22 protein-coding genes are annotated in these 23,955 nt (G+C 65.1%); 5 read left to right on the top strand and 17 right to left on the bottom strand.

Features of this window, described 5'->3' with window-relative positions; all coding sequences use genetic code 11:
- Positions 1-120: 120 nt before the first annotated feature.
- From VFG49_RS03505 to VFG49_RS03495, 3 genes are all read left to right on the top strand, one after another.
- On the top strand, positions 121-993 hold the full coding sequence (locus VFG49_RS03505) for a methylglyoxal synthase (protein WP_324858120.1): 873 nt from the start codon (positions 121-123) through the stop codon (positions 991-993).
- Positions 994-1,383: 390 nt separating this feature from the next.
- Positions 1,384-4,188 (top strand): TonB-dependent receptor, encoded by a 2,805-nt coding sequence (locus tag VFG49_RS03500; RefSeq protein ID WP_324858119.1) that lies wholly within the window; start codon positions 1,384-1,386, stop codon positions 4,186-4,188.
- A gap of 95 nt (positions 4,189-4,283) precedes the next feature.
- Positions 4,284-5,048, top strand: coding sequence for an NRDE family protein (locus VFG49_RS03495; RefSeq protein WP_324858118.1), 765 nt, complete (start codon positions 4,284-4,286; stop codon positions 5,046-5,048).
- A gap of 200 nt (positions 5,049-5,248) precedes the next feature.
- Here the strand turns inward: VFG49_RS03495 and VFG49_RS03490 are convergent, their stop codons facing one another.
- The 15 genes from VFG49_RS03490 to folE all read right to left on the bottom strand — a co-directional run bounded on the left by VFG49_RS03490 (position 5,249) and on the right by folE (position 20,544).
- On the bottom strand, positions 5,249-5,671 hold the full coding sequence (locus tag VFG49_RS03490; RefSeq protein WP_324858141.1) for a YchJ family protein: 423 nt from the start codon (positions 5,669-5,671) through the stop codon (positions 5,249-5,251).
- Between the two features lie 65 nt (positions 5,672-5,736).
- Entirely contained in the window at positions 5,737-6,330 is a 594-nt protein-coding gene (locus VFG49_RS03485) for a DUF938 domain-containing protein (protein WP_324858117.1), read from the bottom strand.
- Complete coding sequence (locus VFG49_RS03480) at positions 6,331-6,528, bottom strand: hypothetical protein (RefSeq protein ID WP_130619198.1); 198 nt, start codon at positions 6,526-6,528, stop codon at positions 6,331-6,333.
- 69 nt (positions 6,529-6,597) lie between these two features.
- Positions 6,598-7,176, bottom strand: a complete 579-nt coding sequence (locus tag VFG49_RS03475; RefSeq protein WP_324858116.1) for an NnrU family protein — start codon at positions 7,174-7,176, stop codon at positions 6,598-6,600.
- A gap of 192 nt (positions 7,177-7,368) precedes the next feature.
- Positions 7,369-7,923, bottom strand: coding sequence for a HutD family protein (locus VFG49_RS03470; protein WP_324858115.1), 555 nt, complete (start codon positions 7,921-7,923; stop codon positions 7,369-7,371).
- Complete coding sequence (gene dinG, locus VFG49_RS03465; protein ID WP_324858114.1) at positions 7,920-10,022, bottom strand: ATP-dependent DNA helicase DinG; 2,103 nt, start codon at positions 10,020-10,022, stop codon at positions 7,920-7,922. Before dinG ends, VFG49_RS03470 begins: the two co-directional genes overlap by 4 nt.
- Before the next feature lie 101 nt (positions 10,023-10,123).
- Positions 10,124-11,758 carry an NAD(P)/FAD-dependent oxidoreductase gene (locus VFG49_RS03460; RefSeq protein WP_324858113.1) on the bottom strand — a complete coding sequence of 545 codons (1,635 nt, stop codon included), beginning with the start codon at positions 11,756-11,758 and terminating at the stop codon, positions 10,124-10,126.
- Between the two features lie 163 nt (positions 11,759-11,921).
- Positions 11,922-12,575, bottom strand: coding sequence for a DsbA family oxidoreductase (locus VFG49_RS03455; RefSeq protein ID WP_324858112.1), 654 nt, complete (start codon positions 12,573-12,575; stop codon positions 11,922-11,924).
- Between the two features lie 148 nt (positions 12,576-12,723).
- Positions 12,724-13,230, bottom strand: coding sequence for a DUF1993 domain-containing protein (locus tag VFG49_RS03450; protein WP_324858111.1), 507 nt, complete (start codon positions 13,228-13,230; stop codon positions 12,724-12,726).
- Positions 13,227-14,576 (bottom strand): TCR/Tet family MFS transporter, encoded by a 1,350-nt coding sequence (locus VFG49_RS03445; RefSeq protein ID WP_324858110.1) that lies wholly within the window; start codon positions 14,574-14,576, stop codon positions 13,227-13,229. The genes VFG49_RS03450 and VFG49_RS03445 overlap by 4 nt, the downstream gene beginning before the upstream one ends.
- Positions 14,577-14,776: 200 nt before the next feature.
- The gene (locus tag VFG49_RS03440) at positions 14,777-15,121 is read right to left on the bottom strand and encodes a hypothetical protein (protein WP_324858109.1); all 345 of its coding nucleotides are present in this window, start codon (positions 15,119-15,121) and stop codon (positions 14,777-14,779) included.
- Entirely contained in the window at positions 15,118-17,910 is a 2,793-nt protein-coding gene (locus VFG49_RS03435) for an AAA family ATPase (protein WP_324858108.1), read from the bottom strand. The genes VFG49_RS03440 and VFG49_RS03435 overlap by 4 nt, the downstream gene beginning before the upstream one ends.
- Positions 17,903-18,640 carry a hypothetical protein gene (locus VFG49_RS03430; protein ID WP_324858107.1) on the bottom strand — a complete coding sequence of 246 codons (738 nt, stop codon included), beginning with the start codon at positions 18,638-18,640 and terminating at the stop codon, positions 17,903-17,905. Before VFG49_RS03430 ends, VFG49_RS03435 begins: the two co-directional genes overlap by 8 nt.
- Positions 18,633-19,928: a hypothetical protein gene (locus VFG49_RS03425; protein WP_324858106.1), complete on the bottom strand. Its 1,296-nt coding sequence runs from the start codon at positions 19,926-19,928 to the stop codon at positions 18,633-18,635. Before VFG49_RS03425 ends, VFG49_RS03430 begins: the two co-directional genes overlap by 8 nt.
- 13 nt (positions 19,929-19,941) lie before the next feature.
- A complete protein-coding gene (gene folE / locus VFG49_RS03420; protein ID WP_324858105.1) occupies positions 19,942-20,544 on the bottom strand; it encodes a GTP cyclohydrolase I FolE in 603 nt (200 codons plus the stop codon).
- Positions 20,545-20,717: 173 nt separating this feature from the next.
- Here folE and VFG49_RS03415 point away from each other — a divergent pair, with 173 nt between their 5' ends.
- Positions 20,718-21,584 carry an energy transducer TonB gene (locus VFG49_RS03415; RefSeq protein WP_324858104.1) on the top strand — a complete coding sequence of 289 codons (867 nt, stop codon included), beginning with the start codon at positions 20,718-20,720 and terminating at the stop codon, positions 21,582-21,584.
- A 7-nt stretch (positions 21,585-21,591) separates the two neighbouring features.
- Here the strand turns inward: VFG49_RS03415 and VFG49_RS03410 are convergent, their stop codons facing one another.
- Positions 21,592-22,452 (bottom strand): hypothetical protein, encoded by an 861-nt coding sequence (locus VFG49_RS03410; protein ID WP_324858103.1) that lies wholly within the window; start codon positions 22,450-22,452, stop codon positions 21,592-21,594.
- Between the two features lie 52 nt (positions 22,453-22,504).
- Positions 22,505-23,275, bottom strand: coding sequence for a hypothetical protein (locus VFG49_RS03405; protein ID WP_324858102.1), 771 nt, complete (start codon positions 23,273-23,275; stop codon positions 22,505-22,507).
- A gap of 476 nt (positions 23,276-23,751) precedes the next feature.
- Between VFG49_RS03405 and VFG49_RS03400 the strand changes: the two genes are divergently transcribed.
- Positions 23,752-23,955, top strand: a 204-nt coding sequence (locus tag VFG49_RS03400; RefSeq protein WP_324858101.1) for a helix-turn-helix domain-containing protein, incomplete at its 3' end; no start/stop codon positions are given.

The following is a 23,955-nucleotide window of genomic DNA, read 5'->3' as shown; positions in this document are numbered from 1 at the left end:
CGCGACGTCCCCTTGGGGGATAGGCTTGTCGCGCACTGGGTGCGCTCCTACAGGTGAAGCTACTATCCGTGTCGGCTGCCGGCAGGCGGTCGAACTTTCATTCCTCCCGGAGCAAAGCCCATGCGCCTTGGCCTCGCCGCCAACCAGTTGCACCACGCCCATGCCGATGCCGCACTGTTCCGCTGGCTGCGCGCCAGCGAAGCGGGCATCCGCGAACTCGAGCTCGGCTTGCATGCGGTGGGGCGGACCTATGATGCGATCCATCGCGCCGGCCATCTCGAAAGCTACGCACCATTGCGCCGCTATCCCTACGGTCGCGAGGGTGGCCTGATGAAGCTGGTGGCCGAAGTGGTGGGGCTGGACGACGAGCGCACACTCGATGGCGCGATCTACCTGATCGATCCGGTCGATCCCTCGTCCATTTTCCCCGAGGCCATCGCGCTCAAGCGCCAGTGCGTGATCCATGGCAAGCCTTTCATCTCCACGGTTGCATCGGCACGCGATTGGATCGAGATGGAGCGCATCCATGCGGGCCTCGCGGCGGATCGTGGCGCGGATGTCTTCTACGGGATGGAAGCGCAAACCATCGCGTTGATAGCGCACGATGCCATGAAGCCGCAAATGCTTGCCTATGCCGCCGAACATTTCGATGTGCTGTCGCGCTTCGCTCATCGCGTGGGCACCGGTACCACCGGACAGCGGCTCAATGAGTTGGCGTGGAGCCGCGGCTGGCCGAAGGACGTGGCGTGGGTCGAGCGTTACCAGAGCGGCCCGATGGGCGGTGATGCGCAGATCGCAGACCTGGTGCTGGAGCGTCGCTGCCAGCGCGCGATCTTCTTCGAGGATCCGCATGTCGCGCGCCAGCATGAGGCCGATATCCAGCTGCTCGAACGGGCTGTCACCACGCGTACCGATGAGACCGTCTGCATGACCTCGCCGAGGGTGGCATCGCGCTGGTCGGAGGCTGTTCGCAAGCGCAATGGATTGCGTTGATGCGCGAAAATACGCGTTAATTGTTAAGCCGCGTCGCGCAGCCACCACGAAGTGGATCGGCGCGCCTTATGCTGGCGAGTTTTTCAAAGCCGTATGGACGGCCAAACGATGACGATGATCTGAAGTCATCCTGGCCGATCTCCGCTGATCGGCTCCGTACGCCGCAGCGTGGCGGAACGGTTTCAGTTGCATCGAATAATGCGCACGAAATTGCGTCGCCCGCTTATTGTGCGGTCGACGTTACATACTTGTGATGCGCGCGCAGTGGTGAAATAGTGCGATCGCGCCCCAGCTGGCAGCTTGCCGGCTCCTCACATCCCCGATCCCCGATGCACTGCCGCCGCGGACGCGCATGGGCCCTTCCCCAGGCCCCACAACGAGGAGATCGCCATGAAGCGCAACAAGCTTGCCTTGTCGATGGCTGGACTCTTTTTGTCTTCAACGTCCGGCATCGTGTTCGCACAGGACAATAATCAGGCCATCCAGGAGGAGCAGGCCAAGCAACTGCAGACCATCACCGTGACCGGTTCGGCGGTGCCACGCATCGACGTGGAGACCCCGTCACCCGTTACCGTGATCACTGCCGCACAGATCGAGCGCAGCGGCCTCAAGACCGTAAGCGATGTTGTGCGAGCCATTTCCGCTGACAACAGCGGTTCCATTCCTTCGGCATTCACCGCCGGCTTCGCTGCCGGTTCCGCTGGCGTGGCGCTGCGCGGCCTCACCGTCAATTCGACGCTGGTGCTTATCGACGGCAGGCGCAGTGCGAACTTCGGACTGGCCGACGACGGTCAGCGTACGTTCGTGGATCTCAACACCATTCCCGTCAATGCGATCGACCGCATCGATGTGCTGAAGGACGGCGCGTCATCGCTCTACGGTGCCGATGCGATCGCCGGTGTGGTGAACATCATTCTCAAGCCGAGTTACAAGGGTGGCGAGGCCACCGCAGAAATCGGCACTTCGCAGCACGGCGGAGGCACCACCAAGCGTTTCACCGGACTGCTGGGTGGGGGCGATCTGGAAAAGGACGGTCACAACGCTTACATCAGTGTCGAATATCAGAAGGACGATCAGATAAGGACGAAGGATCGTGATTTTCCGTTCAATACGCCGGACCTTTCCTCGATCGGCGGCAACAACCTGATCCAGGGTCAGCCCAGCCTCAATCTGGGGTCCACCTACGGCACCGTGACACCTGCGATGCTGACCAGGCCCGGTGACATCAAGTCTGGCGTGCCGCTTCCGGGCGCGGTCGCGCAACCGCTGCGTCCATGCGGGTCTGATTCGACGCTGGTGACGGACGATCCCAACAATCCCGGGAGCTACTGCGCGCAAAACCAGTCCGGGGAATTCACGCAGATCGCACCCGAGCAGGAACGTCTCGGTCTATATGGGCGCTTTACCATCAGGTTTAGCGACGAGTTGACCGGTTATTTGTCTGCGAGCTACTACCAGAACGAAGTGCAGTCCACGGCATTTCCGCCGCAGATCCAGACCAGCACGCCCAACAACACCAACAGCATCACCCTGCCGCCCACGCTGGCTGACGGATCGCTCAATCCGAACAACCCGTTTGCGGCCCAAGGGCAATACGCGCTGATCAACTTTGCCTTTCCCGGGCTGCAGTTTGGCGCGATCGACAACACCAACCACAACCTGCGCGTTGCCGCAGGCGTGCATGGACGTGCCTGGGATTGGGATTACGACTCGGCGCTGGTGATCAACCACACCTGGTTGGACATCACCAACTTTGGTTTCCTCAACTACAACCAGCTGCTCAGCGACATCAACGACGGAACGTACAATTTCGTCAATCCATCGGCGAATTCCAGCGCCACGCTCAGCGCGCTGGCGCCCCCGTTGAGCAAGACCTCGACGACGGACATGGATTCGATCGACTTCCGGGCGTCTCGCCAGCTGTGGGACCTGCCGGGCGGGCCGATGGGACTTGGCGTGGGCGCAGATTTTCGCCACGAGAAGCAAGACGATCCCGATCTGAATCCGGATCTTGCCGCGCAAGGCCTGGGCATCGCGCATACCATCGGCAGCCGCAACGTCTACGGTGCGTACATGGAAGTGGACATGCCATTGCTGGAGTCGCTGGAGCTGGACCTCTCGACGCGCTTTGACCACTACTCCGATTTCGGCAACAACACCTCGCCGAAGGCAGGCTTCAAGTGGAAGCCGTTCGACATGCTCGCGGTTCGCGGCACGTATTCGAAAGGTTTCCGCGCGCCGAGTTTTGCAGAGAACGGTTCGAGCGCATCCGAGGGTTTCGCTACGTTGACGTTGCCTGAGGACTTCCAGGCCGCGCACGGCAACAACGGCTATGTCCAGCCTTACCCGGTGGGTTTCCTCACTTCCGCCAACCCGAACATCAAGCCGGAAAAATCCGAGAGCTACACCTTCGGCATCGTGCTGCAACCGTGGCAACCCATCAGCCTTTCGCTGGATTACTACGACATCAAGAAGCGGGGCGTGATCGCAGCGGCCGATTCCAGCGCCGTGCTGGACGCGTACTTCGCGGGCCAACCGTTGCCGCCGAATACGGCCGTCATCGCGGACAACCCCGATCCGCAGTTCCCGAACGCTTTGCCGAGGCCTGCCGTGGTCGAGGCCTTCTATGTCAACGAGAACAGCCTGGAAACTTCCGGCCTGGATGCCGACTTGCGGGCCGACTTCAAGTTCAACGGCAACTGGCGCTGGATCAGCGAACTCAACGCCACACAGATCTTCGAGTGGAATCTGTATCTGCAGGACGGCTCGGAGCAGCGTTTCGTGGGCACGCATGGACCCTATTCGTTGTCATCGGGCGCAGGCACGCCGCGTACGCGCGCCTCCTGGGCCAATTCGGTGATCTGGGGTCCGCTGACGGTAACCGGCACGGCGTACTACACCAGCGGCATGTCGTTCGAGGTGCCTGACATCGCTCCCGGTTGCTTCTCCACCAACACGATTACCGGCGCGGATTTTCCGGCGAACTGCCATATGTCGTCGATCACCACGTTCGACCTGACCGGTAGCTACGACATCAACGATCACATCTCGATCTTCGGCTCGATCTTGAATGCGTTTGATCGCAAGCCGCCGCTCGACCCGATCAACTACGCGGCCCTCAACTACAACCCGACCTACGGGTATGCCGGCATCGTGGGGCGTTTCTTCAACCTGGGTGTGAAGGTGAAGATGTAACCCGCGCGGCTGTTGTCGCCCATCGCGGTGCGCTGCTTCGGCGGCGCACCGCATTTTCGCTGGCGTTGCCCGCAGGAGTTGCCGACAATGCCGGCATGTGCCTGATCGCATTCGCCTGGAATCATCATCCGCGCTGGCGCCTCGTGCTGGCCGGCAACCGCGACGAGTTCCACGCGCGTCCCAGCGCACCGCTGGCGCGCTGGGACAAGCCGGCGATCCTTGCCGGCAAGGATCTGGAGGCAGGTGGCACCTGGCTTGGCGCCACCGACGATGGGCGCTGCAGCGTGGTGACCAATGTGCGCGATCCGCGCGACCCGCAGTTGGGCCGTTCGCGCGGACTGCTGGCGCTGGATTTTCTCGGCGGCGCCGCCAACGCGACCACGCATGCAGCATCGCTGGTGGCCACCGCGGGCGGCTATCGACCATTCAACCTGCTGACCTTCGACACCCAGTCCGGCTTCTATCTCGGCAACCGGCCGGATGCGCGCGCGCAGGCCATCACGGCCGGTGTCCATGGCCTTTCCAATGCCGACTTCAACACGCCGTGGCCCAAGACGAAGGCATTGATGATGCGCCTGCAGCTATGGCTGGACAGCGGCGACATGGGGGATTTCGCGCCACTGTTTTCCGCCTTGGCGGATACGCGTGGCTACCCGGACGAGCAGCTGCCCGACACCGGCGTGGGGCTCGAGCGCGAGCGCCTGCTGTCGCCGGCCTTCATCCGCGGCGAACACTACGGCACGCGCGCCAGCACCATCGTGGCGATCGGCCATGATGGCCGCGGCGTAATCGTGGAACGACGCTTTGGGCCGCTGGGTCGTGAAGAAGGCGAGACGGCCATGCCGTTTGCGCCGCAGTAATTCCCGCGCCCACTTCTTCCATGGGAGCGCACACCGTCTTATGTAGGAGCGCACCCCGTCTTATGCAGGAGCGCACCCAGTGCGCGAAAAGCCTGCGAAGCGATGAAGCCGCAGTCTCTCGGGACGACTCCCATTCGGAATATCCACCGATCTCCGCGGTCGCGCATAGGGTGCGCTCCCACAGTACAGGGCAGGGTTTCTCACTCCCCGCCTTTCGCCGGAAATTCCCCTTCCACGTAGAACCAGTGGCCATCCTCGCGCACGAAGCGGCTGATCTCGTGCATGCGCTGGGCCTTGCCGCCGCCATAGCGCAGGCGCGCCACGAATTCGACGATGGCTTGGTCGCCGTGGCTTTCGTGTCGCTTCACCGAGAGGCCGAGCCAGGTGGGTGCCGGTTGCTGGGTGCCGAGCTTGAGGTGGGCGGGACGCGTGCTGTGGTGCCAGGTGGCCAGCAGGTAGTCCTCGCGCTTGAGCACGTAGGCACTGTAACGCGAACGCATCAGTTGCTCGGCCGTGCTGGCCACGGCGCCGCCATGCAGCAACCCGCAGCAGCGGGCATAGCCGGCATCGTTGCCGCAGGGGCAGGGCGTGAGTGTGTCGATGGCTTGCACGTAGGGTCGCATGGCGTGGTTGGTCACCTCCGGCGTTCATCCTGCCGCCTTCGGTGCCAGATGCCAATGGTGCGCCCTCAACGGGTGCGTTGCCAGATCCGGGTCCGGTTGTTGGCAGGCATGGCGATGTCGTCGATCAGGTCGAATCCCGCCACTTCGGCCAGGGCATCCACGGCCTCCGCATCGCGGATGCGCATATGCTTGCCGCGGGCCTGCAGCCAGTCGTCGAAGGCGGCGTTGCTCTCGCTGGTGTAGCGACCCTGGTAGTTGAACGGGCCGTAGATGGCGAGAACCGCATCCTCCGTGGTGACGGAGGCCAGGTGATCGAACAGCAGCTCCACCTCGTCCCACGACATGATGTGCAAAGTGTTCGCGCTGAACACCGCATCGAAGTCGTGCGATGGCCAGCGGCCGGCCACATCGAGTTCCACCGGCGCAGGCGTGTTGGGCAGCGCGGCCTCGTCCAGCCACATGCGGATGCCGGGCAGGCCCTCCGCACGATCGGAACATTGCCAGGTAAGCCACGGCATCGCCGCGGCGAAATGCACGGCGTGCTGGCCCGTGCCGCTGCCTATTTCCAGCACGCGGCGGCGATCCGCAAAGCACGTGCGCAACACGTCGAGAATGACGTCGCGGTTGCGCTCGCACGAGGGAGCGCTGGGCTTTTCCACTTACACGGGCCGTCCGCGCAATACACGCGCCGGCAGCATCAGCAGGGCACCAAGGAACGCGAATACCGCGCCCACCGTAATGCCCACCAATCGCAGCGGCAGCGTCAACAGCCAAACGATGGGATAGAGAACGATGGCGAGCAGCGCCAGCGGCCAGCAGAACACCAGCAGCAACAACCAGAGCAGGAAGGCAACCATGGCCCGATCCTCATGCCGGAAACGCGTCCACTGTAGCCCAGCGGCGCGCGCCGTCGTAGATGACTACCTTCACCCCATGGGCTTCACGCCGATCAACCAGCCGTGCAGCCAGAACGCAAACGCCGCCCAGGCCACGACGCCGGCCACCAGCACGATGACATCGCCCTTCGTCGTACCCGCCGGATAGCTCACGCCCGCAGCGCGATCACGACGCCGTGCGCTGATGAAGTCGACCACGGCCCAGAGCAGGAACGCGCCGAACAGCAGCACGTCATGCAACATGCCGGTAGCCAGCAGATGGCCGAATGCCCAGGCCTTCACGCCGACCAGCATGGGATGGCCCAGCCTCGCCTTGAAGTGGTTGCCAGGCACATAGGCGGCCACCACCAGGATGAAGGCGAGCAGGGTGAACAGCGCATTGAGGTGGCGCAGCGCCAGCGGCGGCACGTACAGCAGTACCGGGTGCTGCCGGGCGAGCCCGAAGCCCCAGATGATCAGCGCGAAGCCGGTGATGGATACCAGCGTGTAGAGGCCCTTCCAACCCTTATCGCCCAGCCGGGCGACCTGCCGGCTGCGCCAGTCGTTGGCAAAGATGCGGACGGAATGCACGCCGAGGAACAACACCAGACCGAGGATCAGCACTGCCATGGGCTCACCTGAGAGGTTGGCGGAACGGTCCGATCATACGGGCAAGTGGGTGCGGGGTGATGACAGCACCGCGATTCGCAACTGCAGGAGCGCACCCAGTGCGCGATGGGGCTCCCGCGGAATTGGAACTGAAGGAGGATGATGCGCCACGTTCGCGCACTGGGTGCGCTCCTACAAAGTGGACGGCGGCCGTCAGCTCGCCTCCACCATCGCCAGCAGCACGACACTTCCCTCTTCCAGCTTGAACGGACTGCGATCGGGCAGCCACGCATCGCCGGCCTGCAGCTCGCCATCGATGGTCGTCACCATGCCACGGGCCACATAAACAAGCACGCACGAAGGGTCGGGTTCATGGCTGCCCGGTTGCGCGAGCGGTCGCACTTCGCCACGTCCCCACGCACGACGGATCATCAGGTTGAAATCGCGTGTGGCACCACCAGCCATCGCCACGTCCACGCGCGCTTCGCCGGGAAACGCGAACGGTTCGAACGGCACCACCAGCGCGTGCTCGTGTGCGCCATCGAGCGTCATGGTGAAACCATCGCCTTCCAGCAGCACGATTTCCCTGTCGATGCCGGGGAAAGCGGAAAACGGCGCGGCGCTGCTCACCTCGGCCACGCTCACGCGCCACAGGAAATCCTCGCTACCGGCGTTGGCGGGAAAGCGCGCGATCTCCCGCGTGGTGCCCATGCCGTTCTTCCACGACTGCGGCTGCGTATCGGCGACCCGGATGATGTGAAAGCTCATGCGACTTTCTCGATGACGCGGGTGAAGGGCGGCAGCGCCTTGAGCATCCGCTCGCCATAGCGCTTCAGCACCACGCGGCGATCCAGCAGCACGATGCGGCCGCGATCGGTTTCGGTGCGGATCAGGCGGCCGCAATACTGCGTGAGCAGGCGCGTCGCTTCCGGCACGGTGACTTCGATGAAGGGATTGCGGCCGCGCGATTCCAACCACTCAGCATAGGTGGCGCCTACCGGATCGGTGGGCACCGCGAACGGCAGCTGCGTGATCACCACGGTTTCGCACAGCTTGCCGGGCAGATCGAGGCCTTCGCCGAATGAAGCGAGGCCAAACAGCGTGCTGCCCTTGCCCGCTTCCACGTCGACGATGTGCTCGGCGACCAGCTGCGACTTGCCCAGCGAACCTTGTGCACGCACTTTGCGCACGTATTCGATGGGGAGCTTCTGCAGCACGCGGTCGAGTTTGGCGCGCGAGGTGAACAGCACGAGGTTGCCGGCTGACCAGTCCAGCTGCGTCGCCAGCCAGTCGCAGATTTCCTGCACGTGCTCCTCGCGCGCATCCGGCAGCGCGCGCAGCGCTGGCACTTCCAGTCGCGCCTGTGCGGCGAGGTCGAACGGCGAGGGCAGGCTCAGCGTCACCGCTTCGTCGGGCAAGCCCACTGCGTCGGCGAAGCCGCGGAAATTGCCGCCCGCGCTCAGCGTGGCGGACGTCATCACCACCGCGCTCGCATTGCCCCACAGCACGCTGCGCAGCAGGCCGCCCGCGGAGACCGCCGATGCGTGGCAGATCAGTTGCTGGTCGGCGCCCAGGGTGACCCAGCGTGCGAGCGGTGGCGCGTTTTCGCTGTCCGAGGTGGACCATGCGCGCCAGGTGCGCAGCTGGCGGTCGATGCGCTCCAGCGCCATGCCAAGTTCGCGCGAAAGTGCTTCGTGCGTGGGGCCGCTTTCGGTCATCTCCAGCACGGCGCGGCGCACGGCGCCGATCCATCGATCGATCTCCGCAGTGAATACGTACAGGGCCCGCGCATGCTCCACCCATGCATCGGGCAGCTGGCCGAGCGAACCGCGATACATCGGTTCCTGGTCGTCAACCGAAGGTAGCCAGCTGAGGCGGATTTCCTTTTCCAGTTCCTCCAGCGCGTCGCTGAGTTCCTGCAGTTTCACGTCACCCGCGTCGAGCGAGAGCTTGCCGATCACTTCCTTGTCGGTCAGCGAATACGCCGCGTGGATCTGCCGGCCCAGGCGACTCAGCTGGCGAACGGCCGCATTCATATAGACCTCGGCCGCGCCGCGGTCGATCGCCTTCGACGGCACGTGATGGCCTTCGTCGAAGATGTACAGCGTCTCGTCCGGCTTGGGCAGGATCACGCCGCCAAAGCCGTCTTCCTCGCGCGGCATGGTGAGATCGGCCAGCACCAGATCCTGGTTGGCGACGATGATGTCGGCGTCGCCCACCGCGCGACGCGCGGCGAAAAATGGGCAGTGCATGAAGTGCACGCACTTGCGTCCCGTGCAGCCGCCGGCGCTGGTGGTGATCATCGGCCGCAGCACGTCGCTGATCGGCTCGGGCGAAGCGTCGATATCGCCGTTCCACTCGCCGCGATCGAACAGGCCGGCCAGCTTGGACAAGGCCTTCTTGTCGCGTTCCTGCGGCGGCTTGGTCCACAGCGCCAGGTCGGCATCGAAGCCGAGGCCCATCTGCGCGGTGTCGTTGAGGCTGTTGCTGGCCATGGCCAGGTTGCGCGGACACAGGTAACGGCCGCGGCCCTTGGCCAACGCCACCTTCGCCTCGGTGCCGTTGAGCTTGAGGTACAGCGGAATATCTCGCTGGACGAGCTGCTCCTGCAGCGCCACGGTGGCAGTGGCGATGAGCAGCTTCTTCTTCTGCGCCCGCGCCACTTCGGCGCCGGCAATCAGATAGGCCATCGACTTGCCGGTGCCGGTCGGCGCCTCGATCACCGCCGCGCCGCCTTCCTGCGCCAAGGCCTTGGCCACCTCGGCGATCATCTTTCCCTGCGACGCGCGCGCGCGAAAGCCCGGCAGGCCTTCTTTCAGGCGCGTATAGGCGGCGCGGATCGCGTCTTTGGTGTCGTCGGTGAGCATGGGCAGATCAGGGGCGCGTCGTTTCGCGGCGGCTAGCCATTCTCGCACGGCGGGGATCGGGGTGCCGTCCGGGCGCTCCCGGTCCATGGAAGCCGCTGGAATCAGTGCTCCGCGTTGATCCTCAACGCCACGGCCTCGGCCACGCGAATGCCGTCGACGGCGGCGGAGAGGATGCCACCCGCGTATCCCGCGCCTTCGCCGGCGGGATACAGGCCACGCGTGTTGAGGCTCTGGTAGTCCTCGCCACGGCGGATGCGCACGGGCGAGGAGGTGCGCGTTTCCACGCCGGTAAGCACGGCATCGCGCATGGCGAAGCCCTTGATCTGGCGATCGAACGCGGGCAATGCCTCGCGGATCGCTTCGATGGCGTAGTCGGGCAACGCGGGCGCGAGATCGGTAAGGTGAACGCCCGGCTTGTACGAGGGCTGCACGCTGCCGAATTCCGACGATGGTTTGCCGGTGAGGAAGTCGCCCACCAGCTGACCCGGCGCGCTGTAGTCGCGCCCGCCGAGTTCATAGGCGCGCGATTCGAGCGCGCGCTGCAACGCGATGCCGGCGAGCGGGCTGCCGCTGTCGTCGAACGCGGCGTAATCCTTCGGATCGATGCCGACCACGATGGCCGCGTTCGCATTGCGCTCGTTGCGCGAATACTGGCTCATGCCGTTGGTGACCACGCGCTCCGGTTCGGATGCCGCGGCCACCACGGTGCCGCCGGGGCACATGCAGAAGCTGTAGACCGAGCGACCGTTCTTGCAGTGATGCACCAGCTTGTAGTCTGCCGCGCCGAGGATCGGATGACCGGCCTGCACGCCGAATCGCGCCTGGTCGATGATCGACTGCGGATGCTCCACGCGGAAACCGATAGAGAACGGCTTCGCTTCCATGTACACACCGCGCTCGTGCAACTGGAAGAAGGTGTCGCGCGCGCTGTGACCCACGGCGAGCACCACGTGGTCACTCAGCAGTTGTTCGCCACTGGCCAGCGTCACACCGCGAATCTGGCGCGTGCCATCGGCGTCGGTGTCGACAAGGAAATCGTCCACGCGCTCGGAGAAGCGGATCTCGCCACCCAGCGACTCGATGGTTGCGCGCATGTTTTCCACCATCGTCACCAGCCGGAACGTGCCGATATGCGGCTTGCTGACGTAGAGGATTTCCTGAGGCGCGCCGGCGAGCACGAACTCGTTGAGCACCTTGCGGCCATGGTGGTGTGGATCGGAAATCTGGCTGTACAGCTTGCCGTCGGAGAACGTGCCTGCGCCGCCCTCGCCGAACTGCACGTTGGATTCGGGTTCCAGCTTGCGCTTGCGCCACAGGCCCCAGGTATCCACGGTGCGCTCGCGCACCGCCTTGCCGCGGTCGAGGATGATGGGCCGGTAACCCATCTGTGCGAGCAGCAGGCCGGCGAACAGGCCGCATGGGCCCAGGCCAACTACGATGGGGCGCTGGGCCAAGTTTTCCGGCGCCTTCGCCACGAAGTGGTAACTGGTGTCGGGCGTGGGCTGCACGTGCTTGTCGTCGGCATGACGCTTGAGCACGCGGGCCTCGTCGGCCAGTTCCACGTCCAGCGTGTAGATCAGCTGGATGGCGCCGCGCTTGCGCGCGTCGTAGCCGCGGCGGAACACATGGACGGCGCGCAACCCGTCCTTGCCGAGCCCGAGCTTTGCACGCGCGGCAGCTTCGATGGCCCCTTCGGGGTGGTCGAGCGGAAGCTTGATGTCGGTGAGTCGGATCATGCGGGGTGCGGCGTCGGACGTGGATAGTTCGGCATTTTCGCACGGCCGGGCGGTGGGGCGGAGGTGCGGGTCGGCCGCGGCCCGTATCGCGCACTGGGTGCGCTCCTATAGAGCCCTTGGCCCTTGGGGGAGCGCACCCTGTGCGCGACGGCAACCTGTCGGATTACTGCTCCGCCGCAATCTTGCGCAAGGTCTGTTCGAACACGTCAGCCGGCTGGCCGCCCTGGATCAGGTAACGGTCATTGACGATGACCGATGGCACGGCGCGGATGCCTTGCGACTGGTAGAACTGCTCCTGCGCGCGCACGTCCTGCGCATAGCGGCTTTCCGCCAGCACGTGGCGCGCTTCCACGCCATCGAGGCCGACCTGCGTGGCGACATCCACCAGCACATCGTGCGAACTCACGTCGCGGCCGTCAGTGAAGTAGGCCTTCAGCAGCGCCTGCTTGAGCTCGGCCGGGTGGCCTTCCAGTGCGGCCCAGTGCAGCAGGCGATGTGCATCGAAGGTGTTGACGATGCGCGTGCGCCTGTCCATGTTGAAGGTGAAGCCGACATCGGCACCGCGCTGGCGGATGGCTTCCTGGTTTTGCGCCATCTGCTCCGGCGTGCTGCCGTACTTGCGGGCCAGGTGCTCCACCACGTCCTCGCCTTCCGCTGCCATCTGCGGATTGAGCTCGAAGGGCTGGAAATGGATGTCCACAGAAACGTCGTCGCCCAGGTTCTGCAGCGCGCGCTCCAGTGATTTCAGACCGACCGCGCACCACGGGCACACCACGTCGGAAACGAAATCGATCTTGAGGACGGCAGGCGCGGACATGGGAGCGTTCCTTTCGGGCGGGCGAAACCCTTTTCTGGGAGCGATGCTGCTTGATATCAAGGGGCTGAGAAGCGAGTGAAGAGAAGCGAGAAGCGAGAGAAAGCCTGCTTCGCTCTCGCTACTCGCTCCTCTCCACTATTTCCTGCTCTTAAGCCTTGCCGATGAAATCCGCCTTGCCCAGATCCGCACCTGCTTCACGCAGGATCGCGTAGGCCGCAGTGCAGTGGAAGAACAGGTTGGGGATCACGAAATGCAGCAGGTAGCCCTGGCCTTCGAAGTGCTGCTCGCCATTGCGCGTCTTGATGGTGACGGCGCGCGTTTCGCTGCCGTCGATCTGCTCCGGCTGGAAGCTCTTGATGTAGTCGACGGCGCGCTCGATGCGGGCGTGCAGTTCGGCGAAGCTGGCCTCGTTGTCCTCGAACTTCAGCGGATCCACGCCAGCAAGGCGCGCGCATCCGTTCTTGGCCATGTCGGTGGCGATCTGCACCTGGCGCGTCAGCGGCAGCATGTCCACGGTCAGGCGGCCCTGCAGCAGCAGCGACGCATCGTACTTGCGCGCCTCGGCATGCGCTTCACCCCTGCGCAGCACGTGCTGCAGGTTGTTCAGCGCGCGCAGGAAAACGGGGACAGAGGCCTGGTACATCGACAAAGTCATGGGGAGTGCTCCGGTGGTTCAGTGGTGGTGACGGTGCCGTGCAGCGTGACGACCGACGAGGGTTCGCCTCGTGGCGCGGCATCGACGGAGGAATCGGCTTTCGCCAGGTCGTGGACGTTCCGGGTAACGCGCCAGGCGATCATCGTGCCGACAGCGAGCATCGCGGCGGACAGCACGAAGGCCAGGCCCGGCACGTGGATGGGCGAGGCCGGCGAGATGGAGAAGGAAAACACCTGGGCGAACAGGAACGGCCCGAAGATGCCGGCGAAGCTCGCCAGGCTGCTGATCGCACCTTGCAGGCGGCCCTGTTCGCTTGGGTCGACCTGATGCGTCATCAGCGACTGGATCGGTGGCTGCGACAGTCCCCACAACGCCATCAACGGGATACCGGCGAGAAACATCCAGCCGGTATTGGCCAGGCCCATCACCAGGAACGAGCCGATGCCGCACAGCATGCCGCCCATCATCAGGCGCCGCTCGCCCACCCTGGGCGCGAGGCGAGGCGTAAGCACGGCCTGCACGAGGCCATCGCACGCACCCACCAGCATCAGCACGTAGCCCACCGCCCGCGGACCCCAGCCGTAGCGGTAATCCGCATAGAGCACGAAGGTGGTCTGCAGCACGTAGTGCGCCAGATAGACGAGGAACATCACCACCGCCAGGCCCATCACCAGCGGGTAGCGACGCACCAGTTTCAGCGAGCCCAGTGGATGCGCGCTGTGCATCTCGAAACGCGCCGTGCGCTTTTCCTTCGGCAGCGACTCGGGCAGCACGAACAGTCCGTACATGAAATTGCATGCCGCCAGGCCCGCAGCCACCCAGAACGGCAGGCGCAGGTGGATATCGCCCAGCAGACCGCCCAGGCCCGGGCCGATGATGAAACCCAGGCCAAACGCGCTGCCCAGGATGCCGTACGCCGCGGCGCGCTTTTCCTTCGGCGTGATGTCGGCGATATAGGCATTGGCGGTGGTAAAGCTCGCCGCCGTCATGCCCAGCACCACGCGCGCCACGAACAGCAGCCACAGCGTGGGGGCGAGCGCCAGCACCAGGAAATCGATCGCCAGGCCCAGGTTGGAAATCAGGATGACCGGACGCCGCCCGAAGCGGTCGGACAACGCGCCCTGCACCGGGGAGAAGACGAATTGCACGATGGCGAACACGGTGCCGAACACGCCCACCCACCACGCCGCCCGGGCGATGCCGCCGCCGGCCAGCTGTTCGATCAGGTGCGGCAACACCGGGATGACGATGCCGAACGCCAGCATGTCCAGCACCACGGTGACGAAGATGAATACGAGCGCGGCGCGGCGGCGCGGATGGAGCTCGGGGCTGGTCGGCTGGTCCATGGGGAGGCGCTGGCAGTGAAGGGCGCACGATAGCCGATTGTGTGTGACGGGGTGTGTGCAGTGCAGTACGCGCCGTACGGTTCCCGGCAACCCTTCCTGCAGGAGCGCCCAGTGCGCGAGAAGCCTACGGAGCGTTGATGTCGTTACGCCGCGTTCGCGCACAGGGTGCGTTCCCACAGGGCAGCGAAAGGAAACTTCCGTCAGCCCTGCGGCGGCTGGGTCAGCTCACGCGCGTCGAGATAACCGTCATGGTTGCGATCCAGCTTGTGGAACTGCCGACGCAGGTTGTCCTGGTATTGCTTGAGCGTGATGGGCTTGCCGTGCCCGCCCGGGAGTTCGTCGGTTTCCAGCACGCCGTCGCGGTTGCGATCGAGTCGCTGAAACCCTTCACTCAGGTGCGCCACGTATTCCGCCTCGCTCACGCGTCCGTCGCCATTGGCGTCGAACAGGCGCAGGTACTCGTCCGGCGTGTTCTGCGCATGCGCGAGCGCGGGCAGCAGCAGAAGCAGAAGCAGAAGCAGCAGGCCGAGGCGGCGCACCGTCATGCGGCCTCGGTACGACGGCGCAGCACCGCCAGCGGTTGCGCCCAGGTGGCGCCCGGACGGCGCTTGCTGGTCACCAGGGTGAGGTCGCTGGGCTGGAACACGTTGATATTGTGCGTGGCCGGCGTGGTGAGGATGTATTGGGCGCGCGTGGACTTGAGGAAGGCGCCCACCTTGTCGATGTTGAAGATGTCCAGGTGCGCGAACGGTTCGTCGATGAACACGAAGCCACCGGGGCGGTCCTCGTCGCGCATCAGCGCCACCAGCAGCAGCAAAGACTTCATCACCTGCTGGCCGCCGGAGGCTTCGCCGTCGTCCATGCCGATCCAGCCCTTCTTGTCGAACTCGAAGCGCACGTTGAGGCCGGCCTGCGTCAGCGCCAGATCTTCGTTGGACAGCTCCGGCAGCTCCACTTCCACGCCGATGCCGGCGAGGTCGGCCAGCACCTTGAGGTTGCGTGCATAGCGCTTGACTGTATTGCGCAGCACGTTGAGGTAAGCGGCACGCGCCTCATGGGTAATGCGCGCGGCGCGTTCCAGGTGCACGCGGCGACGCTGCAGGTCCTGCTTCAGGCCGTCGTGGTCGTTGGCGAACTTGTCGCGCAGCGGCAGCACGCCGTCATCGGTTTCCCAGTGACCTTCGTTGAGGCGGCGCTCGATACGCTCGATCTCGCGGCGCACGGCGGCGGGCGACTCGTAGCGTTCGCGCAGTTCCGCGATCGCGCGGCGGTTGCGGTGCGCGGGGCGCACATGGCTGCGCTTGTGGCGGAACGCCTTGAGGCGGTCGACCTGTTCGTTGCGGAACTGGTGGAACTGGCGCGCGCTGTCGGCCAGCTGCTGCTGGACCTGGCGGTGCTCGCGTGCTTCGTTGTCGCGCTGGCGCGAGTTCTGCTGGCGCTTTTCGCGCACGCCTTCGTAATGGACTTCAGCGGCGGCGTAACTGTCGGCGCAGCGTTGCACGTCGTCCTGCAGGGCCGCCTGCGCTTCGTGCGCGGCGGCGAATTCGTCCGCGCGGTCGGCTAGCTGGCCGCTGGCGTTGGCGCCGCGCAGCAGGCTTTCCGCATCGCTGGCTTGTTGCTGCCAGTCCTTGCGCTTGTCGGTGATGGTGCGCAGCTGTTGCTCGATCGACTGCAGGCGGGCCTCGCCTTCGCGCAACTGGCGCTCGCGCGCAGCGCTGCCGAAGTAGACATCGTCCACGCCCAGGTGACGGCCACCGCGACGTTCGCGGAAGTAGCCCTGCGGGGTGATCCAGTCCTGATCCTTGGCGAGCTTGGCACCGTCGGCCACATCCTCGACGCGACGGATGCGATCGAGCTGGCGTAGCAGCCATTCCGGCGCGGCCGCGGTGAAGTCGACCACCTCCAGCAACGAACCGCGGGTCGGCGTCATCGCTGGTGCGCGCTCGGCCACCACGAAATGCTTGTAGCGATGCTGTTCACCCAGGCGCCAGGCCGACTCACGGTCACGCGGATGATCCAGCAGCACCACATGGCGATAGCCGGCCAGCACCGCTTCCACCGCCGCCTGCCAGCGCGGTTCGGTGATCTCCACGATCTCGCTGAGCATGCTGTGGCCGATGCCGGCGTCAGCCAGTGCACGACGGAACGATTGCTCGAATTCGGGTGTGTAACGCTGGCCACGACGCCACGCGCCGAGCTGGGCGGTAAGCGTACTCAGCTGCTCGCGCAGTCGTGCTTCGTCGTTCTGCAAACGGCCGAGCTGGCTGCGTGCTTCCACCAGTTGCTTGCCCTGGCTTTCGTGATCGGCGCCGTCCTGCTCGGCGACCAGCTTGCGCAGGTGTTGTTCCTGCTTGAGCAGGGTGGCGTTTTCGGTTTCCCCGCGGCGCGCTTCGTCCAGCTGCTGCTTGGCCTGCTGACGCGACTGGTCGGCGGCATGCTGCTCGGCGCGCAGCGATTCTTCGCGCGCGTCCAGCGCCTGCAGTTGCAGTTGCAGCTCCACATCGCGTGCGGAAAGATCGCGGCACTTGCGCTTGAGCCCCAGCAGTTGCGGGCGTGCACCACGGATCGCCGCATGCAGCTCGGCCAGTTCGGTACGCGGCAGCGTCTCGGCCACCAGGTCGGTGTGTTCGTGCTTGAGCGCGTCCCACTCCTGCCAAGAACGCACTCGGCCTTCGGCCTCCTGCAGGCTCACGCCGATCAGCGAAAGCTGGTGCTCCAGCCCGTGCAGTTCGCGGTCGGCCTCGCCCTGCTCGTTGCGGGCGCGCTGGTAGTCCTCCAGCACGGCCTTGTCGCCGAACACGTCGAACACCAGGTCGAGCAACGCCTTGGGCGGCAGCTGGCACAGTTTGTCGGTGGCACCCTGTTCCAGCGTGAGCACGCGGCGGATCGCCTGCGAAAGGCCCGCGCCTTCCAGGCGGACGCGGTATTCGCGCAGGCCCAGCCAGTCGTTGCGCGCCTCGATCTCGTCGATGCTGACGTCGCCGCCCATCACCGCGTACTGGCGCTGCCACTCGCCGCCCTTCTTCTGGATGCGCATGGCCAGCGTCACTTCGCTGTCCATGATCGGGAAGAACGGCCGCTCGCCGCGTGGTCCCGGCAGGTTGCCGACGCGGGCGCGCAACCACGCGAACGGCTTGCCGTTGTGGCGCAGGTAACTCTTGTAGTCGCGGTTGCCGGCGCAGTCGATGGTGAGCAGCGTGCGCAGCGCATCAAGCAGGGTGGTCTTGCCCGAGCCGTTGGGGCCAACCACGGTGACGATGTTGGTATCCAGCGGCAGGCTGAAGCGCTGCCAGTAATCCCAGTGGATGACTTCGAGGCTGCGGAAATCAAACATCGTGGGTCACTTCGCTGTCTTCGCTGATGTCATTCACGCCACCGTCGAGCTCGTCGTACAGCGGCTCGTCGTTGTCGTTGTCGTTCACATCGTCGCGCGGCGTGAGGCCGGCGAGCAGATCGCCCAGCGCGCCGTCCAGGATGCGTCGGGCGGTGCGCTCGTAGTCGAACACCAGGTCGAGCAGTGGACCTTCAGCCAGGTCGCCCTTGCGGCGCACGATGAAGCCGTGGCGGCTCAGAACGCCGAGATTGAAGTTCACGCGCGTCTTGCCGCCCAGACGGTCACCGAAATCGGCCAGCAGGGTGCGCTCGGCCACCACCGGCGACAGCGAGGCATCGCGCGAGATCGGCTTGGCCTCGGCAAACATCAGCGCCTGCGAGGCATCGGCCTCGGCCTGCTGACGCTCCAACTGGCGCTGGCGCTTGGGCAGCACGATCAGCGCCCACAGCACCACCAGCAGCGCCACGGCGTCACGATCCAGCTGCAGTGTGTTGGAGATCCAGCTGTCGCTGCCGCCGAACACCTGGCGCTCGGCGCTGCGGGTGACGGCCACGCCGATATAGGCGGAGTAGGGATGCTCGCGCAGCTCCAGGCCTACCCCGGCGAGGCGGCGGTCGAGTTCTTCGCGGAAGGCCTCATCGAGCAGCAGCTTGCGTGCCTGCGCGTCGTCGCGCGGCAGCCAGCGCTGCGAGAGCAGCCGGGCGACCAGCGTCGCAGTCTCGTCATGCATGTCTATTGTCCTTGGGATGCAGGCGACCCGCGCTGACCAGCGCGATCGTCGCCAGGCCTGGGTCGACCAGGCGGGGTTCGATTTCCAGCCGCAGCGGCAACCGCGCGAGATCGGCGGTGGCCCCCTGCAGCGCAGAGGATTCGGGATCGCCGAGCAAGCCGAGCAGCGAGAGGCGATACGCACTCAGCGCATAGTCGTCGCCGCGCAGCGCGTCGGTGAGTTCCAGTGGTTGCGTCACGGCGGCCAGCTCGCCATGCCAGGCCAGCAGCGGAGACAGATCTTCCTCATCGATCGGCAGGTCGTGCGTGGTGGGCGTGGCTTCGGCGCTGGGCAGCGTGGTGTTTTCGGCGGCGGCGCGTTCGCGTTCGAGCAGTTCGTATTCAGCCACGTCCAGTGCGATCTGGTCCTGCACGAACGGCGGATGCAGTGGCAGCAGGTGCGCTTCGTCGGCGTGCCCCGCCAGCGTGTCGGCGGTGAGCGAGCGCAGCCATGCCACGAGGTCCGACGAAGAAAGACCAGTGCGGCCCAGGTGCACGCGGTGCTGGTCGATCTTGTTGAGCTCGCGCTGGAACACGCCGGCCTGACGCAGCAGCGCGCTCTGTGCGCGACCCACGGCCTGGGCGAGCCGGTGCGTTGCCGAGTCCAGTTTGTCGCTGTCGGCAATCGAACTCACCACCTCGGTGCCTTTCTCCACCCACGTCCACACCGATTCCAGGTGCAGCGCGGCACGGCGGATACGGTGTTCGGAACCCGACAGCACGGCGCGGTCGAAATCTTCCTTCAGCTCGGAGAGGCGTGACAGCAGATGGCCAAGCTCATCGACCGAGATACGGCCCACCGCGTGGCCGGCGGCGAGCTGCGCGGTGATGTAGCCGAGGCCGTCCTCGTCGTCACGCTCGAACTCCAGCAGGGTGGATACGGCAGCCAGCGCCTTGCGGCCCAGCGGGCTCACGCGATAGCGCAACGTCTCGCCGTCCCAGGTCAGCAGCTCGTGTTCCTTCAGGCGCTGCACCACGGTTTCCAGCTTTACCGGCTCGACGAAGGCGAGCTGGTCGCGGATTTCCGAGGGCATCCATTCCGGTGCGTGCGCGCGTGCACCCAGTGTGCGTAGCACCAGCAGGCGCAACAACACCTGGGCGTCGCCGCCGTGGAACAGTGCGCTGAAGGCACGCAGCAGGGTGCGCCCGCGCAGCAGCGGGAACACCGCAGGCAAGTCCTCGGCGGAGATACCTTCGCGCAGTACGTCCTGGAGACGCTCGTCGGCGCCTGCGTTATCGATCGGCAACATCAAGCGCGAGGCGTCAGCGGCCAGCGCCGTGGATGCCGATGAACTGCAGGAACTCGGCACGCGTGCGCGCGTCGTCGCGGAAGGCGCCCAGCATCTGGCTGGTGACCATCGACACGCCGCGCTTGTGCACGCCGCGCGTGGTCATGCACTCGTGGCTGGCGTCGATCACCACGGCTACGCCGGCCGGATGCAGGTTTTCCTGGATGCACTGCGCGATCTGCGCGGTGAGTTTTTCCTGCACCTGGAATCTGCGTGCGTACGCATCGACCACGCGCGCCAGCTTGCTGATGCCCACCACGCGGTTGGTCGGCAGGTAGCCGACATGCGCGCGGCCGATGATCGGCGCCATGTGGTGCTCGCAGTGGCTTTCGAACTCGATGTCGCGCAGCACGACCATTTCGTCGTAGCCGGCCACTTCCTCGAAGGTGCGGCGCAGGTATTCGCCCGGATCGACGTCGTAGCCCGAGAACCAGTCCTTGTATGCCTTCACTACGCGCTTGGGCGTATCGAGCAGACCTTCGCGGGCCGGATCCTCGCCCGACCAGCGGAGCAGGACGCGCACGGCCTCCTCGGCCTGTTCGCGGGTGACTTCGGTCGGCTCGTTGCGCTCGGTCATGCGGGTTCCTTCGTACCTCTTTCAGACGCGCCAGTGTAACGCCACCGTCAAGCTTCCGGCCGTAAGGCAGCATGTTGTTTCGGGGGATCAAGGACTTGGCTCCAGGCTTGGGCGGTGCTTATCAACGCGGTGGGTGCCGGATAGACTCCGTCCGCGGCCAACGGGGGAAGGGCATGAAGCTGGGACACTGGATGGGATGCTGCCTGCTGCTGGAAGTGGCGGTGGGCGTGACGCACGCGCAGACAGCCTTGCAAAAGGAAGTACTCAAGACGGCCGAGGCCAGCATGGTGCTGACCGGCACCATTGACGTGAATCCGGATGGCAGCCTGCATGGCTACACCATCGACAAGCGCGAGAGGGTGCCTGCGGAAGTAGCTTCCATTGTCGACAGGAACGTATCGCACTGGACGTTCAAGCTGTCGGCGCCGGCAACCGACGTGATCCATACCAAGATGAGCCTGCTGGTACGGGCCAAGCCGGCGGGCGACGGCACGTATCTGGTCGACGTGTCCGGCACGTCGTTTGGCGAAAGCGACAACAAAACCGGCGCCTGGGTGAGCTACAAGTCGCGCAAGCAACCGGCTTATCCCCGGGATGCCGTCGACGCGCGCGTGTCGGGCACGGTGTTCCTGGTGCTGCGCATCGGCCGCGAGGGCACCGTAGAGGAAGCCGTCGTCGAGCAGGTGAATCTCGACCGGTATGGTGCCAAGAGTGCCATGGAGTCGTACCGCAAGATGCTCGCGGGCGCGTCGCTTCGGGTTGCCAAGGATTGGACGTTTAACCTGCCAACGCACGGCAACGCAGTCGACAATCCCTACTGGGAAGTGCGCGTGCCCGTGAAATTCTTCTTGGTGGAGTCCGGCGTAACGATTGCCGACCATCCATACGGCACATGGAGTCCCTACTTCCCCGGCCCTCGCCAGAGTCCGCCATGGTTGAGCAAGGCCCTGTTGAGCGAAGCGCCCGATGCCTTGCCTGGCGAAGGCCTGCATGCCGGCGACTCGGGCCTGCAACTGGCAACGCCGCTTGGCGGCGCGTAAGCCTCTCTCAAGGCGTCACGGGATAGAACACGGTAATCCGGTTGGCCTCGCACGGGCCAGCCGGTTGCAGCCACGCCTCTTCAGCGATGACGCCGGCGCATGGTCCGAACGTAACAATGCGCACGGGGCGTCGCGCTGATTCATTCCGCAATGCATCCAATACCGTGCGCAGGATGTCGCCGGTGAACGGCGTGTACAGATAGAACACCGTTCCCTGCGACAGGTCCGCATCGCGCACGTCCTGCGCGATGAACGTCAACCGATCCAGCTGCAACGAAGCCGCCGTTTGCTGCGCCAATCGGGCATAGACGGGTTCGCGTTCGATACCCACGCATTGCGCACCGGTGAGGATGGATGCCAGCATCGGCACGTGCCCCAACCCTGAGCCGAGGTCGATGAAGACATCGTCTCGCGTGACAACCGCGCGTTGCACCAGGTCGAAGATATGTCGCACGGGCGTGGGCTGGTAGAACACCATGCCGGGTTCCAGCGGACTGATCGCTTCGTTGGGTTCGTCGAAGGCGAACACTTCGCCAAGCAGCGCATCGAGGTGGTCGTAACCTTCGACGGCATCGATGTCACGGCCTGGCGACCAGCGACGCAGGGCTTGTGTGCCGCCGCCTTTCCGGATGTCCGCGCGGATCGACCCGCACAGCTGCCGCTGGACAGCGGTCAGCCGCATCAGCAAGCTGCGCGCCCGTGCACGAAGCGGATCGGCCTCCGCTGCATCATCGAGCCATTCCTCCAGGCGTTCGATCGCGTGGACGCGCTCACGCAACTGGGCGGGTAGTTCGAGCAAGTGGTTTCGCTCGAGCGTGTCGATCAGTGCGTGGGAAATATCGGGCATTCGCGGTGCGTTGTCGGACATGGCATGGACATGCTGCCATGCGCGCAATGGTGGTGCATGCCTTGCGCGAACTTCAACGTGGATCGGGCACGAAGTGGCCTGGGAACGGGTCGGGCAACGGTGCCGTCGGCCGCGCTGGCGAAGGAATGACGCCTTGCGCAACGAGACGCTCGCGCGTGTCGTAATACAGTGCGATCACATCGTCCGGCGAGTCCGAGGCTCGCTCGAAATCGGTATAGCTCACCACCGAGGTTTCGCGTTGCCCGTGCCCGGTGCCAATGGGACCGCTGTCCGATAGCGTCTTGGCGAGAGGAGCCGAGGCCGCGGGCGCATAGCGCATCTGGTCGACGGGAGCGCTCCGGGATTCCTCCGCCATCGGTTTCATCGGCGGTGGCATGGGGCGTGCGCGGAATACCGCCATGCCTATCACGCCCACGTTGTCCGGTCGCCCGGTACGCACCGCATAGCTGTTCGATGCATCGGCGAATACGAAATCGGCAACTTCGGAAAGACTCTTGCGCCAACCGCGGATCTCGGTGGCGGTGAAGGGATCAAGTACGTAGCCGGTCTGCGACCAGTCGGCGGTGTCGCCCGAGAGCACGTTCACGCCATCCACCGAGAGCACGCCCAGCACGCGTTCTCCCCCGCGACTGCGCAGCCGGATCTGGTAGCGATGACCCGGTTGCCCCGCCACGTAGTAGCGGCCGTCGTGGCGGTAGACCGGCAATTCCTGCTGCGACGTGCGGTCGTAGACCTTCAGGTCGACCAGCCGGCCGATGGCACGTGCCTGCGTACTGGCGGCGAGTGTGGCCAGCAGGGCGAGGGCGAGATGGGAGGGTTTCATGCGAGCGCTCCGGCAGGCATCGAGGGCGATGCATGGGATGGAACGTCTCAACGGAGGGAATGGGGTTGATTGGGTCTGGGGTGTTGGGGTGGGTTGCAGTTGGTGGGGAAAGGATGGAGGCGGCCGCCTCATTTTTCGCTGCCCACCCTTGTAGGAGCGCACCCTGTGCGCGATGGCCTTTCGCCTCGGTCTTCATGCTCGTTATCCCGGCGAACGCAGGACAAGCGCGAAGCGCGCAGAACGCCCGTAGGGCGGCCCCGAAGGGCGGTCGTGGCGAGTCATCCAGTGACTGTGCTCTTAGTTCTTTGATTCGGCGCTACCGCCAGCGTGCCGCCTACGACCGAAGGAAGTCCCTGTGGGACGCAGCGGGCGTTTCGACGTCCTGCCGGACGCCGAGTCACCTTTCTTTTGCTGGCCCAAAAGAAACGTGAGGCGGTATCTAAGATCAAGTGCAACACCCGGGGACGAGGTGATGCATGGGCCGGCACTACAATCATCTGAGCGCCGAAGAACGCGGTGCGATCATGGTCGGCAAGGCGCGTGGCGAGAGTGCGCGGCAGCTGGCACGGGTCTTGGGGCGCTCCCCCAGCACCATCTCGCGGGAGCTTGCTCGTAACGGGCATCGAGAGCCGTCCGAGACGCCGCAGTTAGGGCGGCCGACACTGGGTTATGACGCCAGT

This window comes from Dyella sp. (assembly GCF_035685885.1).
GTDB lineage: Bacteria > Pseudomonadota > Gammaproteobacteria > Xanthomonadales > Rhodanobacteraceae > Dyella.
This window is presented reverse-complemented; position numbering and strand designations above follow the sequence as displayed.

What these genes read in the sequence shown, in the direction of transcription:
- VFG49_RS03505 (WP_324858120.1), top strand. Translation starts at nt 121, where the DNA reads ATGCGCCTTGGCCTCGCCGCCAACCAGTTGCACCACGCCCATGCCGAT.
- VFG49_RS03500 (WP_324858119.1), top strand. Translation starts at nt 1,384, where the DNA reads ATGAAGCGCAACAAGCTTGCCTTGTCGATGGCTGGACTCTTTTTGTCT.
- VFG49_RS03495 (WP_324858118.1), top strand. Translation starts at nt 4,284, where the DNA reads ATGTGCCTGATCGCATTCGCCTGGAATCATCATCCGCGCTGGCGCCTC.
- VFG49_RS03490 (WP_324858141.1), bottom strand. Translation starts at nt 5,671, where the DNA reads ATGCGACCCTACGTGCAAGCCATCGACACACTCACGCCCTGCCCCTGC.
- VFG49_RS03480 (WP_130619198.1), bottom strand. Translation starts at nt 6,528, where the DNA reads ATGGTTGCCTTCCTGCTCTGGTTGTTGCTGCTGGTGTTCTGCTGGCCG.
- VFG49_RS03475 (WP_324858116.1), bottom strand. Translation starts at nt 7,176, where the DNA reads ATGGCAGTGCTGATCCTCGGTCTGGTGTTGTTCCTCGGCGTGCATTCC.
- VFG49_RS03470 (WP_324858115.1), bottom strand. Translation starts at nt 7,923, where the DNA reads ATGAGCTTTCACATCATCCGGGTCGCCGATACGCAGCCGCAGTCGTGG.
- dinG (WP_324858114.1), bottom strand. Translation starts at nt 10,022, where the DNA reads ATGCTCACCGACGACACCAAAGACGCGATCCGCGCCGCCTATACGCGC.
- VFG49_RS03460 (WP_324858113.1), bottom strand. Translation starts at nt 11,758, where the DNA reads ATGATCCGACTCACCGACATCAAGCTTCCGCTCGACCACCCCGAAGGG.
- VFG49_RS03455 (WP_324858112.1), bottom strand. Translation starts at nt 12,575, where the DNA reads ATGTCCGCGCCTGCCGTCCTCAAGATCGATTTCGTTTCCGACGTGGTG.
- VFG49_RS03450 (WP_324858111.1), bottom strand. Translation starts at nt 13,230, where the DNA reads ATGACTTTGTCGATGTACCAGGCCTCTGTCCCCGTTTTCCTGCGCGCG.
- VFG49_RS03445 (WP_324858110.1), bottom strand. Translation starts at nt 14,576, where the DNA reads ATGGACCAGCCGACCAGCCCCGAGCTCCATCCGCGCCGCCGCGCCGCG.
- VFG49_RS03440 (WP_324858109.1), bottom strand. Translation starts at nt 15,121, where the DNA reads ATGACGGTGCGCCGCCTCGGCCTGCTGCTTCTGCTTCTGCTTCTGCTG.
- VFG49_RS03435 (WP_324858108.1), bottom strand. Translation starts at nt 17,910, where the DNA reads ATGTTTGATTTCCGCAGCCTCGAAGTCATCCACTGGGATTACTGGCAG.
- VFG49_RS03430 (WP_324858107.1), bottom strand. Translation starts at nt 18,640, where the DNA reads ATGCATGACGAGACTGCGACGCTGGTCGCCCGGCTGCTCTCGCAGCGC.
- VFG49_RS03425 (WP_324858106.1), bottom strand. Translation starts at nt 19,928, where the DNA reads ATGTTGCCGATCGATAACGCAGGCGCCGACGAGCGTCTCCAGGACGTA.
- folE (WP_324858105.1), bottom strand. Translation starts at nt 20,544, where the DNA reads ATGACCGAGCGCAACGAGCCGACCGAAGTCACCCGCGAACAGGCCGAG.
- VFG49_RS03415 (WP_324858104.1), top strand. Translation starts at nt 20,718, where the DNA reads ATGAAGCTGGGACACTGGATGGGATGCTGCCTGCTGCTGGAAGTGGCG.
- VFG49_RS03410 (WP_324858103.1), bottom strand. Translation starts at nt 22,452, where the DNA reads ATGTCCGACAACGCACCGCGAATGCCCGATATTTCCCACGCACTGATC.
- VFG49_RS03405 (WP_324858102.1), bottom strand. Translation starts at nt 23,275, where the DNA reads ATGAAACCCTCCCATCTCGCCCTCGCCCTGCTGGCCACACTCGCCGCC.